Raw genomic sequence first — 14343 nt, forward strand, 5'->3', positions numbered from 1 at the left:
TTAAAACTAGAAGTTTTTCAAATGTTAATCCTGAAGCAAAAGCTATTGATGTTTACAATGTAGGTGAAATATTAAATGCTCTACAAAAACATGATGTGCTATCTGTAGTAAGAATAGACAATACAGAATTAACACCAGCAAATTAATTTTAAAAAAGAAAGGGGATTAGAAAATGAGAAATATAGAAACTAGATTATTAATGGTTTTCTCTACAACTCTTGGAAGAAAAGTAAGCTTATTTGTTTCAGATCCTAGAGAAGATTTAACTGAGGAAGAAATAAAATCTGCTATGGAACAAATCGTTGAAAAGAACATATTTGCTCCTCGATTTGGTGAAGAGTTAGAAGCTCCATTAGAAGCAAAAGTAGTTCAAACTGCAACTACTGGATATGACTTAGTTATATAAAATAAAAGGAGGCTGTATGTTTAAAATCATACATCCTCCTTTTATTTTGGAAAGGAGGTATTTTTATGGATTCTGAAATTCAAACACTTATTGCAAATGTAGGCTTTCCTATTGCTATTAGTATGTATTTGCTAATTAGGATAGAGGCTAAGCTTCAAGGCTTAAGTGATAGTATTAATGAATTAAGTAAAAATATTAATATAATGAAAGTAAAGTAGATTTGTACTACTTAAAATATACAAGTGCATGTAATTGATATAATGCACTTGTATCCCTTTACTCTAAGTTTAATTTTAACTGCTCTTTTTCTTTTCCATATACAAACTCAAGATACTCTTCTTTTGATTTCAGAACTTTATTTAATATATTTTTCCTGTAAAGTCCTACATATAGTGCCGCTGATCTAGCTTGACAGTTTATAGACTTCTGTGGGTTAAATGCAATATCTGTAAATGCATCATATTTTAAAATTTCTTCTCTTAAATCAATATGTTGATGAAGTGTATTTATATATATCCAATCGTAAAATTGAGTTTTAGGTTCTAATTCCCACTCTTCATTTTTGTAGTAAAAACATATTAGATTTCCAGATTCTTTTAACCTAATATCTCGCTTCGCTTCTATAGGTGACTTATAAATTATATCTTTATATGGCCCCCCTTTTTCAAATTTTTTGCACGATTGGAATAATGATTCTATACTACAAATCTCTTTCCCAAGTTTGTCTTTTATCATTAAATTAAATGCGCTTAATTTTACACCTAGTGACTTGTCTGAACTAGTAGATACTTCTAAAATACTCTTAGTTTTATTTTTTTCTAAATATTTAGAGTGTAAGTCTTTGAAGCTTTTTTGTTTTTGTAATTTAGAAAATCCTGCATACCACGTAAACTCGTAATTTTCTACTTTTACATATTTTTCATTATCTGCTTCAAATACAGGTCTAATAGCCATATTTATATTCTATCTCCTTTGGTATATCACCACTTCTTAATTTATCACACAAATTTTTATCAAATAATTCTGGACATACTTTTATTATTGGCGGATTTTTAACGCCTAATACTTTCATCCTTACTGATTCTTCTTTTGCTTGTTGATTTGTAGGAACTATTATCTCTTTTATAAATTCTCTTGGTATTTTTTCTAATATCATTACCTCTGCTTGAATATCAGTTGGACATGATACTGGCATATTGAAACTTCTACTTATAGATCTCTTGCTTGTTGCTATATGTTCTTCATACAGTTCATTAAATCCTTCTATACCTTGTTTTATAAATTTTCCACTCTCTGTAGCTGCGTTTACCTTACAGAATAAAATATTAGATGTTAATATTACCTTAGGATCTATTGATAATATTATCCAATCTTTAAATAATTTACAATTATCTTTTACTTGATATAAATAAAAAACATTCGGGTATTGTATAGAACAACATATATAGTCTTTCTTCCCATCAAATCTTGACTTATCATTAACTTCTTTATAGAAATCTGGAAGCATATCAGTTGCTAATATCCCGTCAAAACTATTAAGTATATGTGCTAAGTTCTTTGATTTAGTAAAATGACATAGTCTTGTTATATTTCGTTTTTTCATTTGATTTAGTAAATTTTCCATATTATTACTCTACTCCTTATAAAATTCGCATATTTCTTTTTCATTAGGTATTATTTCAAGAACTTCTCCGGTATGTGTAATAATAAGATTATTTTTCGCTCTACTAACCGCAACATAAATAAGCTTTGCTAATGATATCTCATATTCTTTGACATATGAATTTATATCTTCTTCACTTACATCTTCTATTCCCTCTATATTTTCTAGCATAGAGTTTGAACATTTTGCTATTATAACATTATCAAACTCTAAACCTTTAACAGAATGATAGTTTCCTACAAAGATCCCATTATCTGTATTAAATTCTGTAGTATATCTGTCGATTTTAGTTGGATATATAGAATTTAAATTCAATAACTTAGTAAACTCATTTACATCTAAATTACTTCTTAAAACTATACAAGTTGATCCTTTTCCAGTGTATTCTTTTGCTAGGTTTACTATGTATTTCTTTTCTTCATATTCATCTATAAACGATATAACCTTTGGCTTACTTCCTTCTCTCTGACTATTTACTGATACTAAGCCATCTTCAATATCTAAGTTTAAATTTTCTCGTATACTATTTGCTAGTTTCTCTATTTGCTTTGAATTTCTATGATTTTCATCTAAAGTATATACTTTTCTTATTTTTAATCCAAGATTTTTCCAGCTCATATTCCCTTTTCCATATATTTGTTGCCCTCTATCACCCAAATATAATATGCTACCATTATCTTTAATATAGTTAACTAAAGACTTTATCATCATAGGTGAAAAATCCTGGCCTTCGTCTATGATTATACATCCATATTCTGGTTCTATATCTTCTATTTCTAAATATGCATTAAGGTGATATGCTAAATCATCCCAATCATATCTATATCCTTCGGAATTTCTAATGTTTATATATTCCTCATATACATTAAATACGTACTTTCTATCTGCTTTCCTAAGGTTCGCTCCACCTCTACCACTTCTTTCTATTTCATTATAGACTTCTCTAGATAATGACCCAAATGATTCCATCCAATTTATTTCATCTATAATAAATGATCTTCTTTCTAGTGTACTAACCTTTCCATCTCTTTGTATCACATTATCAATAGCTGTATTTATCATTTTTTCCTTTTCATAATTATGTTGTAATATATCATTATTAGATAATTTCCCTAAATTTCTCATGCATTTAGTTGCAAATTTGTGATAAGTTTTAAAGTCTATATTGCTTGTTTGTATACCTGAAATATCTTGCATATAATTAATCAGTGAGTTATTGTAAGATAAAATTAACACTCTCTTTTCAGTTACTTCTTGTATAAATTCTGCCCTTTTTATAGCGCAAAAACTTTTCCCACTACCTGCAACTCCACATACAACACCATGCCCTATATATGGTAAATTTAATATTTCTTGTTGTTTTCCCCTTAACATATTCTGCCTCCATGATTAGTACATTTTAAAAATTATATTATTCCTTTTTTTACCAATTTTATATCATAATTTCCAATTTGTACATATTTAGTGGTAAAATTTTGAACATATATACTTTTATAGTTGATTTTCATAGTATAAATTCAGTAATTAACAATATATATGAACTTAATAATAAGAAATAAAAAAGTGTACTTAATAAAAATGATATGTCACTGTATAGTATCCAGTTAAAATAATAAACTGTTTTGACTGATATCCTTTTTGTAGCCGTATATATTAGCTAAATTAGTCAATACTTCTGCTAGGATGTTTTTTATATCAAATAAAAAATATAATAAAAAGTTTAAAATACAAGTTGTTAAACAGGTTATTGAGGAAGATAAAAAAATAACACAAATAGATAAAGAAGTAGAACCTTCTAGAGATTTTTTAGATGTATAAGGGAATATGAAGTCCATGATGATAAAGCTTTTAATATCCATGAAAATGCTCGTTTAAATATTAAGTTTGAAATAAAAAAATTAAATAATCAAATTGAATCCCTACAATAGGAATGTTCAATTTTAAAAAAGTATTCAACCTTTTTCAAGAAACAATACAACAAAAATTTCAATTTATAAAAGAAAACTCTTCAATCTACAATGTTTTAACTATGTGTAAAATATTAAAAGTATCACGTTATGGATACTATAAGTATATATCTCATACTCCAAGTAAACGAGAAATTGAAAATTCAAACCCGACTAAGTAGACTATTTGTCATTTCTATCCAATCGGGTTAGATCCAATTTTTTCACTGTTCATTTTACAGGGTGCAGTTCATTTTTTCAATTAATATACTTTTTTATATTAACATTACATTCATAAATTCTAGCACTAAAAAATATGTGCCATATACTAAGATTATCTAAATATCTATTTATTTTCTATAATCTAGATGTCATTAATATAGGTTAAAACAATAGTAGATCGTCTTAACCTCGAATCACAAATTGTTTTACACTCCTAACTTATCCTAGCTTTAAAGTTCCTAAGCAGTTACTTATACTTAAATGACTGTATCCTTTTATCTCTTTAATTACTAAATTAGATTCTTTTCTATATAAATTAGCAAATTCTTGTCTGTGATTTAATATTATATCAACTAAATTATATAGCACTTCTGAATATGCATTATAATACATATAGTCAAACTCTAATTGTTCTATTTGTCTATTGATAGGTGATAGGTTTTCATATGGTTTTAATAAATGATTATTCTTAGCATTACTAAGATTACCTATACGACAATTTTTTTGAATCATTTGTATTTTTGATATGCATATTTCATTGTCTGGTACATACCCATTGTTTATCCATGATTTAATTAAATTTTCTACTTCCTCAAAAGTATTCAAGTAATATAATATATTTGTTTTTAATGAAATTATATATTGTGTATTGTCATACGATGCTCTAGCTAGCTTAGTGTTTAGTATATTCCTAAGTGCGGCCTTAAACTGCATTGAGTTACTATATAGATTGTTACATGCACCATCCATAAACCTCGAGATTATTATTTTTGATTGGTTGTCAAGAACGTTATTGTTATATGTAGTTTGACTTTTAATTTTTAAATTATTGCTTGTTGATTTATTTTTGTTGTTAGATTCTACTTGTTTACAAGTGTTTTCTTGTCTCTTTAAAAATGAAAACAATCCCATTTTATTTCTCCTCCAAAGTTTTTATTATTTATTACTCTATAATTACTTTATATATTTTAATTTATGTTATCTTATTATTTATATATATTTCCAGTTTACATATGGATTGCTATCAAATCCTTCAAATGGTGATCTTCCTCCAATTAATTTATCTATATTTATACTACTAGTAGAACATAATAACTCATATACAGAATTACTTTTATCCATTAAAACTTGTGCCATATTGTTGAAGTAGTCTGCATCTTGTTGTGTTTTAAATTTTTTAGAAAACCATTCAAATGTCATAGTTCCCCAACCACCAGTAAATCCTTGATTTGTAAATTTTAAATATTTATCAATTTCATCAATTCCATCTTGATCTATATCTCCATAAGGTCCATATATAGATCCAATAATAGTCAACATTACGTCATGTGCAACTGCTCCTCTTTGATCATAATAGTATTGTGTTATATATGCATTATATACCGTAGCCCTTTTTGCTAAATCTTCAATGTCAACACTATGAGCATACTCATATGCTTTTTTAAAATCATAGTTCATGGTAAAACTCCTCTCTATACTCTATTTAATTTTTCTTCGCTATAGTAACATAAATTAAAATATTTTTATGTATATTTTTGTCGAATATATAAAATAATCATTTAACTTTATCTAAAGTTAACAAATAACGATAGTTTAATATTAATTTGTACGTAATAAAAACTAAAGGCAAGAATACTCACACGATTTGTGCTAGTGTTCTTGCCCATAGTTTCATCTCTTTAAATCTAATCATCATGTCTACAAGAGATGATTTCATTCCCTTTTATCTTTTACCTACAAGATATTTTGTATTAATTACTATTTAACATTTACAAAAATACTATTTATATTAAAGTTTTTATAAATTGAATCAATAAAGTTATGCTACTAAATGTATAACTTTATTCCTACTTATTTATTTCAATTGTATATAGATAAGGTTTTAAGTAAATATCAAATCTTCTTCATTCTGCTGTAGATAAATACTTACTAGTTTTGTAAACTGGATTATCATCACTTCTATCTTAAATCTCAACTCTCTTTTTATATTTCTGATGCCTTTTTGTAGTCACTCATAGCACTTTCTATGTCTCCTATTATTTCATATGTTTTAGCTCTATTTAAGTAGTCTATCTTTTCACATACCTCATCTTTAGCTATTTTTAAATTAATAACTTTGCTATAGCAATTTATAGCTTCTTTATACTCTTTATTTTCAATATATTTATATGCTAAATCACTGTAATATGATACCTCTTCTTCTTTTATCTCTGTTTGTACTGAAATATCACTAGTACTTTCCTTAATACAATCTATAATTTCTTCTTTAAAAGACTTAAGCATTTTTTTGTTCTCCAGTTTGATTGACTTCATCTCTTTTTTAAGAACATTAATCTCCTCTAGTATATTTTCTTTGTATAAACTTAAATTTACAAGTTTATCATATTCATCGTTTACGTTTTGAATAGTTTCTTTTAAACTATTCAAACTATCTATAGCCATTGAAGAAGCTTCTTTTAAATCTACTATATTATCTTGATCTCCTATAGTTATCAACACGTCAGATAAGCCATCTACCGTCTCATTAAAATCTTTAACTACACTTCCAAGCTTTTGTATTTCATCCACACCTTTTTCAAAGGTATCTATTCCATTAATAATATCTTTAGCCATACTAATAACCCTTTCCTAAATACTAGTTGACGTTATCCAACTATCATTCATCATCTGTATTAATTCTTTAATATTTTTATTTGAAGTTTTTGTTATATCTTTCATTTCTTCTATATTAGTTTTTAAAATACTTATTTTTTCACATTCATATTGCTCATATATTTCATTAAACTTATCTATCCAATCAATTTTATTCTTATTGTCATGTATTAGTTTTATAGGATGTCTATCAACCTCTCCAAGTTTTTTAGTTATCCCTTCATATGTTTCATTGTTATGCACTAATGCTTTAAAATAGTTTAAGTACTCACTATTTTTCTTATAACACTGTCCTGCTAAACTATATTCATTAATTTGCATCAAATCGTCTCCAGCTTCATGATGATTTCCCTGACTATCTTTCACTAAAGCTTCACATCTTTTTATAGCAATTCTAGTGGTGTCTTCTCCAATATTTGCGTTTTTATAATATTGTATAGCCTTCTTATACAACTCCTGTTGTTCTAACTTTAATCCTTCTCTAAAAAAATCTTCTAATCCTGATTGTCTATCTATCTTTAATTTATACTCATCGAATATATTAAATTCTTGAATGTGTTTACTTATGTATTTATATATATCCGTGCTTTTATCATCTTCAATAAAGCATATATTATTTCTTGCCCTAGTTATAGCAACGTATAATAAGTTAAAATAAAATCTGAATTTTTCTTTGTCTTCATCTATATTATTTTTAAATACTTCATTCCACATATGCTTATATTTTGATAGTACATTCACACAGATTATATAATCTTTTTCTATTCCTTTTATCTCACTAACAGTAAATACTATATCTTTCACACCCAATTGAGCTTCTATAGTTTCCTTTTCTTCATCATCTGGAACTACTATCCCTACATAATGCCTTTTTAAAGCTGTTTTAAGTAGCTTTGTTTTGTTATCTTTTATTTGGTTTAATAAAAACAACTTGTCATTACTTCCTCTAATAGGAATTTCTTTATAATCATTATCTGTTTTCTTTAATTTTTCTTCTCTAAGAGATGCTATATCATTAGCTAAATCAACTATGTTTTTGCTGCTTCTATAGTTGATAGATAAACTTCTTTTATTGAAATTATCGATTCCATTATTGATTTTATATAAGCTTTCTATTCTCCCTGTATCAAAAAAAGTTGGATTTATAGTTTGATTATAATCTCCACTAAAAAGTATCTTTTCTTTATTTTTTATAATCTTGCATAAGAAATATATTTGTATCTCAGTCAAATCCTGAACTTCATCGCATATTAAAAAATCAAATAACTCTATATCTTCATTATGATATTTAGATAAGCACACTCTAGCTATATCATTCTCATCTACTTTATTATTTTTATCTAACCAGTCTTGATATTTAGATACAATATTATATATAATTACTCTTTCATCTTCATTAAATCTAGAATATTTTTTAGGTAATTTTACATAAACATCTTTACTCATAGTTTTTTTTGAGTATATTCGTTCATCTATTTTATTATATATATATGATAAATCTTTATATATATAGTTTTTTCCCTCACTTTTATATATTTCGATTTTATCCATTAAAGTAGCCAAATCTTTATTTATAAGTTTTATATGATTCTTGTTGTCTACACCTAATTTTTTATTTAATATAAAATCTATAGTATCTTTATGCAAATCAGATTTGTTTAAACTAATATCTATCCAATCAATATATACTAATCCTTTGATTATCCCTCTTATTTCCTTCCATATATCTTTCTTATCAATATTAAAATTATATAATCCCATTGTTTTTAACAATTTATCTTCATACCAATTTTCAAACTCTTCATATTTAACGTAACTTTGTTTTTTAGCTAAGTCTAATATGTATTTATTCAAATCATTAAATTTAATATTATCGTCATATTCTTTATTTTCACTTTTACATAAAGTTTTAAATAGATTTTGAGATTGTTCAACTAAATGTTTTGAATATGTGAAATAGCCTATACTTATATCATCTTGACATAATGAGAATGCTTTGTTTATTCCCATAGTTGTCTTTCCACTCCCTGCGCTTCCAAATATAAATAAAGGTGTTATATCACTTTTAAGTAATTCAAATTGCTCTTCATTTAAATAATATATAGCTCTTTCATCTTCGTTATCTAGCATCTCTGCTAATGTTTCAACACTTACTATCCTTGATATAAGCTTATTAGGATCATACTTGTAGTCTATATATTCTTTATCAATTTCTTCATCCCACTTGTCTTCATCTGTTTTTATAGTTTTATTATTAATATTTACTTTTTTACCCTTAACAATTTGACTGTCATGATTACAATAATCTATAAATATTATGGAATCTGAATATTCTTCTCTTATATTTTCTAGGTATTTACCATATGTAAATAATATCCTATCACTTTTATTTACTCTAAATTTATATATAGGATTATATTTATTCCCTTTTATTTGTTTTGTATAAAACCCCTTAGACATACTGTTTATATCCCGATTATTATCTTCATATTCACTTATAAATTTATCCATTTCTGATAAAATCATCTGCTTACTTTCTTCTGGAATTTTCTTTAGAAAGTCATCTACTATAAGCTTTTTCAACATTCTCAACCCCTATTAATTGCAATTTTTATTCTTTTATTATTTTAATCACGTTATCAAAATAATATTTAATTGTATTGTGATTATTGTCCACTATATAATTTTTATACTTAATTTGTTAACCGAATATTTTAATATTTTATAGAAGTAATTCCTATATTTATATTTCCTAGTTGTTCCAATTGTAGCTAAATATAATTATTAAAATACTATTAGTAAAAATATCAAACCTCTCAACATAAAAGTACATATTTTTACAGACTATATTTATGGTAACATATGGTAATTATTCTGTATATCAATTTTTTTAATCCAGTTAGTTTTTAATACCTTAAATTAAAATAAACATTTACTTAATATAGAAACTAGATTATTAGTGGTTTTCTCTAAATATATTTGAAAAAACTAAACTTATTTACAACCAATGCTAGATATGATTTAAATAAGGAGGAAATAAAAACTGATATGGGTCAAATAGTTGAAAAAACATATTTACTCCTATATTTGGTGAAGAGTTAGAAGTTCCATTAGAAGCAAGAGTAGTTCAAACTTCAACTACTGAATATGAATTAGTTATATAGGATTATAGTATTGCTCAAAATAATAATTAAAGTATAAAAATATAAGTTTTGCTTCTAAATCTGAGAAAATGCTTTATTTAAATGTAGCTAAAACTTATATCTTTATACTTTATTATTTTGAGCCACACTTAATAAAATTTCAGATGAATTGGAGTTATGTTTATTACATGAAATTAGATTTAATAGCTTTAATATCTAATTTAGATTTCCCTGCTATTGATGCTATGTATTTACTAATTAAAATAGGAGGTAAACTTGAAAATTTGAGTTCTAATATATACGAATTGAATGATAAAAAATAAAGAAAGCGTATCTAATGAAACTTATAAATTTCAATAGATACACTTTTTTAGATATTATTTATGGTAGATTTTTATTTCTGCAATTTTGAACTTATTTCACCGCAATATTCATTAATTAATAATTTCATTTATATATAAAGTCAAGCTTATCGACTCAAACTTGACTTTTTTATTATATATTTTTATTTAAATTTAAGTAATCCCAATACTTTAAGTTTATCATTCCAATTATATTTTTTAGTTTTTATATAAACTATTTTAATTCATTTATCAAAGTTTGTTAATTATAAAAATAAATACAATATCATTCAATATATTTATTCAATAAAAAAGAACCTTTTTAAAGGTTCCTATTTTAGAAAGGCTCATCAAAAATTATTGCAGTTTCAGTGCCATTTTTAGGTTCAGGTGGAGACTTTCTTTCTATAACTTCCAATACTAAATCATATTCCTTTGTCATTAATACTAAAGTATTGTTATCATATACAATATCGCTATCACATATTACAATATCTGACCTTTTTTCATCATAGTGATCTCCCCCATTGCATGTGCAAGAAAATGATAAAAAACTTTCAAAATAGTTACATCCATACTCATCGTAATCAGAATCTTCCCATAAATGTAAACTATCTGTTTCTAATTTTATAAGATACAAACCCCCACCATATAAATTAACTTCATAAATACTATACTCCCCATTACTACATATAAATTCTTTTATTATGCCTGCTATCTCATATTTACTTGACTTATACTTATAATTTATATCTTCTCTTTTTTAAATGTCTCTATTTCTTTAATATGCACCTCAAGAGACTTCTTGAGGTTAGCCTTCATCTTGTGTAAAACTCGACTATCTCTTCCTCCCGATTCTATGATTTTGCATTCTTCGGATAAGTTTTCTTCATATTCTCTTATTGTCTTTTCTATATCTTCTTGACTACCTAATAATCTTGCAAACTTAAATATATCTCCTTTGTAGCAAGGTAAATGATCCTTCCAATTTATAGCCATATATTTTTCTCCCCTTAATTTATTTATCGTATTATCTTTAGTTAATATTTCAAAATTAATTTTTTTCTTTTCAAATCTATATCTTCACTGATATTTTCAACTTGTACAAAATCTCCATTTATAAATTCTAGCTTTAATACTTCCTCAAATAGATATGTGCTTATCATGCATTCATCGTAATCGAATATTTCTTCATATTCCCATAAATGCCCTCTACCGATTAATACATATCCCATATACATTATATTTAATCCTATATTTTTATATTTATAATCAAACCCTTCTAATAAATAATTATATAAAACATTCTTAAGTCCATGTTTCAATGCCAAATGTATATATTTCTTTCTCATAGGACCTATTCCATTAATTTTTATTTTACGATTATTATTTATCTCTAGATTAGACAATAATAACTTATTATTGCTTACTGTATATGTACATAAATGTCCTTTCATGCAATTAAAATCTTCAATATATGGCTTAAATTCATGTTCATATGGATTAAGTAAAATTAATCTACCTATTTATAAACCAAGTCATAAGTTTTTGATTTATATATAAATTCATCTGCTAGTTGAACCTTCATTAAACCATTCCTTTAATGTCTACTGATTTTGCCTTGTGATTAATTTACCATTAAATAGGACCTTAGAAAATTTAACTAGTTCTATTTCATCTCCTACTTCTAAACCATCGCTTTTAACTACTCCTATAATAGGATCATTATCTAAACAATCAAATAAATTTTTTTCATTTAAATAATCTTTCATTTCCTCAAAACTTTCAAACAGTCCTATCGTTGAGATATTCATATCTATATCATACTTTTCGATACTATATTCTGCCTTTCCAATCTCCTCTCCATTAGAGTTTAAGTTGCAACTTCTGTTGTACAATATTTTTAATTCATAACCTCTATTATGATCTTGATTATCTTTACAATTTGATTTTTCATACTTTTCCATACCGTTCTCCCTTGAATATAAATCTAATATTTCCACTTTTTAATTTCTGTCTCATTATTAATTTACTTATATTATTATGATTATCGTAGTTATTATTTAAAATATCGGACAATCTTTATCTAAACCTCTTACTTCCCTAATGCTATCATCATAATCAGACCAATAGCTTGAGTTTATACAATCTACCTCATTATATTTTTTCATTCTTTCCTCATGTTCTTTTTCCAACTCTATTGTTTTTTGATGAATTGTTTTAATCGCTTTACCTGATTCAACATCTTTAATATCCATTAAATGTTCTTCTATTTCTTTTTCAATTTTTTCTATTACTACGTTTCCAAACTCTCTATCCAAGCTAAAGTTCTCTAGTCTTAAACACTTCAGCCATTCAAATAGATTTTTATCATTTCTTAATGCTTCTTTTAATTCATTAATTTCTTCTACTATAGTTAATGTACTACCAATATTATAAATGCTTATAATATTAATTAAATTACTTTGATATATCATCAAAGCTTGAACTGCAGTATCTCTAACAATATATTCATTGATTTCTATATCTTCTTCTTTAATATTAAATTTACTAATTGCATAATCTGTTAATTTAGATTTTCTAAAATGGTTATAAACATAACTAGATATAAACTTATTTATACTAGTGGTTATTATAATTTCTAAATGCTCTTTTCTTGTAAGTTCTGTCATTATTTTATATATACCTCTTGATTCAAATAACATACTGACCTCCTCTAATTATATCCAATGTTTTGATGTGGTTGCATAAAACCACAGACACACATGATTTTTGGCTAACCGATAAAATAATTAAATTATATCAGTCATAGAGCCACTCCTTATATGTTCTTAATTTATAAATCGTTTTTTACTTTGTATTAGCTTTACAACATATTCATAAGTTCTAACTATTATAACACTATCTGGGCGCACTCTAAGATAATCTAATTATATATTTATTTCCCAAATTAACCTACTATTAATAGTAATAAAATCATCTTTAATAGTTCCTTATTTAAAGACTAATGTATCAACTATTGTACAAGGATTACTTGTTTTAGTTATTATTGTTTTACCTTTTAAGTCACTTTCTATTTCTTCAAGCTTAAACGCTACTCTTCCCTCTGATATTTTATCAGCTTCATAACCTAAAATTTTATATACTTCTAATATTTCACCTCTGTATACTGAAATTACTGTATCTTGATTATATAATCTACTTGGGTTTATTCTCCACGCTCTGCTAGTTCTTTCCTTTAATCCTTCTCTAGTTGTGGGAACTTCACTTACCTTTATTAATATCATATCCCTATACCTCCTATTTACTTTCAATTTACTTTATATATACTATCTTATACTTTTGACTTACTTTAGTCATTAAGATAAATTTATTATTATATAAATTATTTTTTTAACTTTGTTAAATTTAATAAATATGCTTCTTAAAATCTACAACGTGTTATAGTAACTCAATGTTTTTATTAAAGAATAAATTGTGGTCCAAGATGTTAAGTCTCAAGAAAACAATGATGATATGTAACTAAAAAGACTATACAGGCAGGGCATTGGGCGAATGGGCAGTGAATGACAATCTAAAAAATGTACGTATATGCCGAGTGTCAATATACTAAAACTACATGATATGCAATATGATGTAGTCTAAGTTTGTTGTAAACGAGCATATGAGTGCTTTTTAGATTTTGTCAGAGGGGCACAGCCGTAGGCTGATCACTTGAAACTCCAATAAAACTTTAGTTCAAAACTATTATCATCAAAAAACATAAAACTCTCGATTAAAAGATACTTTGAGTTATGGATTGTAATGGAAATCCTTTTGAATGACTTATCTCAAAAGATTAAAATAAAAAGCCAGGTGGCGATAGCCAAACTTCCAAAGTATTAAAATCATGTATAGTAGCAGTAACAACATATACAAGTTTAAATTATTAAATCATATACACTACTCCAAATATATAAAGAATTGATAT

17 protein-coding genes are annotated in these 14343 nt (G+C 25.7%); 4 read left to right on the top strand and 13 right to left on the bottom strand.

Going from position 1 to position 14343, the window contains the following annotated elements:
• The 3 genes from ACRDDE_RS11975 to ACRDDE_RS11985 all read left to right on the top strand — a co-directional run.
• Positions 1-146 (top strand): DUF1659 domain-containing protein (locus ACRDDE_RS11975; RefSeq protein WP_438627657.1); only part of this gene is annotated, 146 nt, incomplete at its 5' end.
• A 26-nt stretch (positions 147-172) separates the two neighbouring features.
• Positions 173-406 carry a DUF2922 domain-containing protein gene (locus tag ACRDDE_RS11980; RefSeq protein ID WP_438627577.1) on the top strand — a complete coding sequence of 78 codons (234 nt, stop codon included), beginning with the start codon at positions 173-175 and terminating at the stop codon, positions 404-406.
• A 65-nt stretch (positions 407-471) separates the two neighbouring features.
• Positions 472-624, top strand: coding sequence for a YvrJ family protein (locus ACRDDE_RS11985; RefSeq protein ID WP_438627579.1), 153 nt, complete (start codon positions 472-474; stop codon positions 622-624).
• 58 nt (positions 625-682) lie between these two features.
• On the opposite strand, the gene ACRDDE_RS11990 is transcribed toward ACRDDE_RS11985, so the two are convergent.
• The 7 genes from ACRDDE_RS11990 to ACRDDE_RS12020 all read right to left on the bottom strand — a co-directional run bounded on the left by ACRDDE_RS11990 (position 683) and on the right by ACRDDE_RS12020 (position 9472).
• Positions 683-1360 carry a DarT1-associated NADAR antitoxin family protein gene (locus tag ACRDDE_RS11990; protein ID WP_438627581.1) on the bottom strand — a complete coding sequence of 226 codons (678 nt, stop codon included), beginning with the start codon at positions 1358-1360 and terminating at the stop codon, positions 683-685.
• Entirely contained in the window at positions 1350-2030 is a 681-nt protein-coding gene (locus ACRDDE_RS11995) for a DarT ssDNA thymidine ADP-ribosyltransferase family protein (RefSeq protein ID WP_438627583.1), read from the bottom strand. Before ACRDDE_RS11995 ends, ACRDDE_RS11990 begins: the two co-directional genes overlap by 11 nt.
• A 9-nt stretch (positions 2031-2039) precedes the next feature.
• Entirely contained in the window at positions 2040-3443 is a 1404-nt protein-coding gene (locus tag ACRDDE_RS12000; protein ID WP_438627585.1) for a 3'-5' exonuclease, read from the bottom strand.
• Between the two features lie 1013 nt (positions 3444-4456).
• On the bottom strand, positions 4457-5149 hold the full coding sequence (locus ACRDDE_RS12005) for a hypothetical protein (protein WP_438627587.1): 693 nt from the start codon (positions 5147-5149) through the stop codon (positions 4457-4459).
• A 78-nt stretch (positions 5150-5227) separates the two neighbouring features.
• Positions 5228-5695 (bottom strand): hypothetical protein, encoded by a 468-nt coding sequence (locus tag ACRDDE_RS12010; RefSeq protein ID WP_438627589.1) that lies wholly within the window; start codon positions 5693-5695, stop codon positions 5228-5230.
• A 525-nt stretch (positions 5696-6220) separates the two neighbouring features.
• The gene (locus ACRDDE_RS12015) at positions 6221-6850 is read right to left on the bottom strand and encodes a hypothetical protein (RefSeq protein WP_438627591.1); all 630 of its coding nucleotides are present in this window, start codon (positions 6848-6850) and stop codon (positions 6221-6223) included.
• Positions 6851-6865: 15 nt separating this feature from the next.
• On the bottom strand, positions 6866-9472 hold the full coding sequence (locus ACRDDE_RS12020; RefSeq protein WP_438627593.1) for a UvrD-helicase domain-containing protein: 2607 nt from the start codon (positions 9470-9472) through the stop codon (positions 6866-6868).
• A gap of 748 nt (positions 9473-10220) precedes the next feature.
• On the opposite strand from ACRDDE_RS12020, the gene ACRDDE_RS12025 reads away from it, so the two are divergent.
• Positions 10221-10355, top strand: coding sequence for a YvrJ family protein (locus ACRDDE_RS12025; protein WP_438627595.1), 135 nt, complete (start codon positions 10221-10223; stop codon positions 10353-10355).
• Positions 10356-10710: 355 nt separating this feature from the next.
• Here the strand turns inward: ACRDDE_RS12025 and ACRDDE_RS12030 are convergent, their stop codons facing one another.
• The 6 genes from ACRDDE_RS12030 to ACRDDE_RS12055 form a co-directional block, all read right to left on the bottom strand.
• On the bottom strand, positions 10711-11013 hold the full coding sequence (locus ACRDDE_RS12030; RefSeq protein WP_438627597.1) for a hypothetical protein: 303 nt from the start codon (positions 11011-11013) through the stop codon (positions 10711-10713).
• Positions 11014-11120: 107 nt separating this feature from the next.
• A complete protein-coding gene (locus ACRDDE_RS12035) occupies positions 11121-11372 on the bottom strand; it encodes a hypothetical protein (protein WP_438627599.1) in 252 nt (83 codons plus the stop codon).
• A 41-nt stretch (positions 11373-11413) separates the two neighbouring features.
• Positions 11414-11830, bottom strand: a complete 417-nt coding sequence (locus tag ACRDDE_RS12040) for a hypothetical protein (RefSeq protein ID WP_438627601.1) — start codon at positions 11828-11830, stop codon at positions 11414-11416.
• Positions 11831-11980: 150 nt separating this feature from the next.
• Positions 11981-12340, bottom strand: a complete 360-nt coding sequence (locus ACRDDE_RS12045; RefSeq protein WP_438627603.1) for a hypothetical protein — start codon at positions 12338-12340, stop codon at positions 11981-11983.
• A gap of 96 nt (positions 12341-12436) precedes the next feature.
• Complete coding sequence (locus ACRDDE_RS12050) at positions 12437-13078, bottom strand: hypothetical protein (protein WP_438627605.1); 642 nt, start codon at positions 13076-13078, stop codon at positions 12437-12439.
• Between the two features lie 288 nt (positions 13079-13366).
• Entirely contained in the window at positions 13367-13660 is a 294-nt protein-coding gene (locus tag ACRDDE_RS12055) for a hypothetical protein (RefSeq protein ID WP_438627607.1), read from the bottom strand.
• Positions 13661-14343: the final 683 nt, after the last annotated feature.

It is taken from the genome of Paraclostridium sp. (assembly GCF_051656405.1).
Classification (GTDB): domain Bacteria; phylum Bacillota; class Clostridia; order Peptostreptococcales; family Peptostreptococcaceae; genus Paraclostridium.

Bases quoted from the DNA above. Each gene is read 5' to 3' on its own strand.
- ACRDDE_RS11980 (WP_438627577.1), top strand. From the start codon at position 173: ATGAGAAATATAGAAACTAGATTATTAATGGTTTTCTCTACAACTCTT.
- ACRDDE_RS11985 (WP_438627579.1), top strand. From the start codon at position 472: ATGGATTCTGAAATTCAAACACTTATTGCAAATGTAGGCTTTCCTATT.
- ACRDDE_RS11990 (WP_438627581.1), bottom strand. From the start codon at position 1,360: ATGGCTATTAGACCTGTATTTGAAGCAGATAATGAAAAATATGTAAAA.
- ACRDDE_RS11995 (WP_438627583.1), bottom strand. From the start codon at position 2,030: ATGGAAAATTTACTAAATCAAATGAAAAAACGAAATATAACAAGACTA.
- ACRDDE_RS12000 (WP_438627585.1), bottom strand. From the start codon at position 3,443: ATGTTAAGGGGAAAACAACAAGAAATATTAAATTTACCATATATAGGG.
- ACRDDE_RS12005 (WP_438627587.1), bottom strand. From the start codon at position 5,149: ATGGGATTGTTTTCATTTTTAAAGAGACAAGAAAACACTTGTAAACAA.
- ACRDDE_RS12010 (WP_438627589.1), bottom strand. From the start codon at position 5,695: ATGAACTATGATTTTAAAAAAGCATATGAGTATGCTCATAGTGTTGAC.
- ACRDDE_RS12015 (WP_438627591.1), bottom strand. From the start codon at position 6,850: ATGGCTAAAGATATTATTAATGGAATAGATACCTTTGAAAAAGGTGTG.
- ACRDDE_RS12025 (WP_438627595.1), top strand. From the start codon at position 10,221: ATGAAATTAGATTTAATAGCTTTAATATCTAATTTAGATTTCCCTGCT.
- ACRDDE_RS12035 (WP_438627599.1), bottom strand. From the start codon at position 11,372: ATGGCTATAAATTGGAAGGATCATTTACCTTGCTACAAAGGAGATATA.
- ACRDDE_RS12040 (WP_438627601.1), bottom strand. From the start codon at position 11,830: ATGAAAGGACATTTATGTACATATACAGTAAGCAATAATAAGTTATTA.
- ACRDDE_RS12045 (WP_438627603.1), bottom strand. From the start codon at position 12,340: ATGGAAAAGTATGAAAAATCAAATTGTAAAGATAATCAAGATCATAAT.
- ACRDDE_RS12050 (WP_438627605.1), bottom strand. From the start codon at position 13,078: ATGTTATTTGAATCAAGAGGTATATATAAAATAATGACAGAACTTACA.
- ACRDDE_RS12055 (WP_438627607.1), bottom strand. From the start codon at position 13,660: ATGATATTAATAAAGGTAAGTGAAGTTCCCACAACTAGAGAAGGATTA.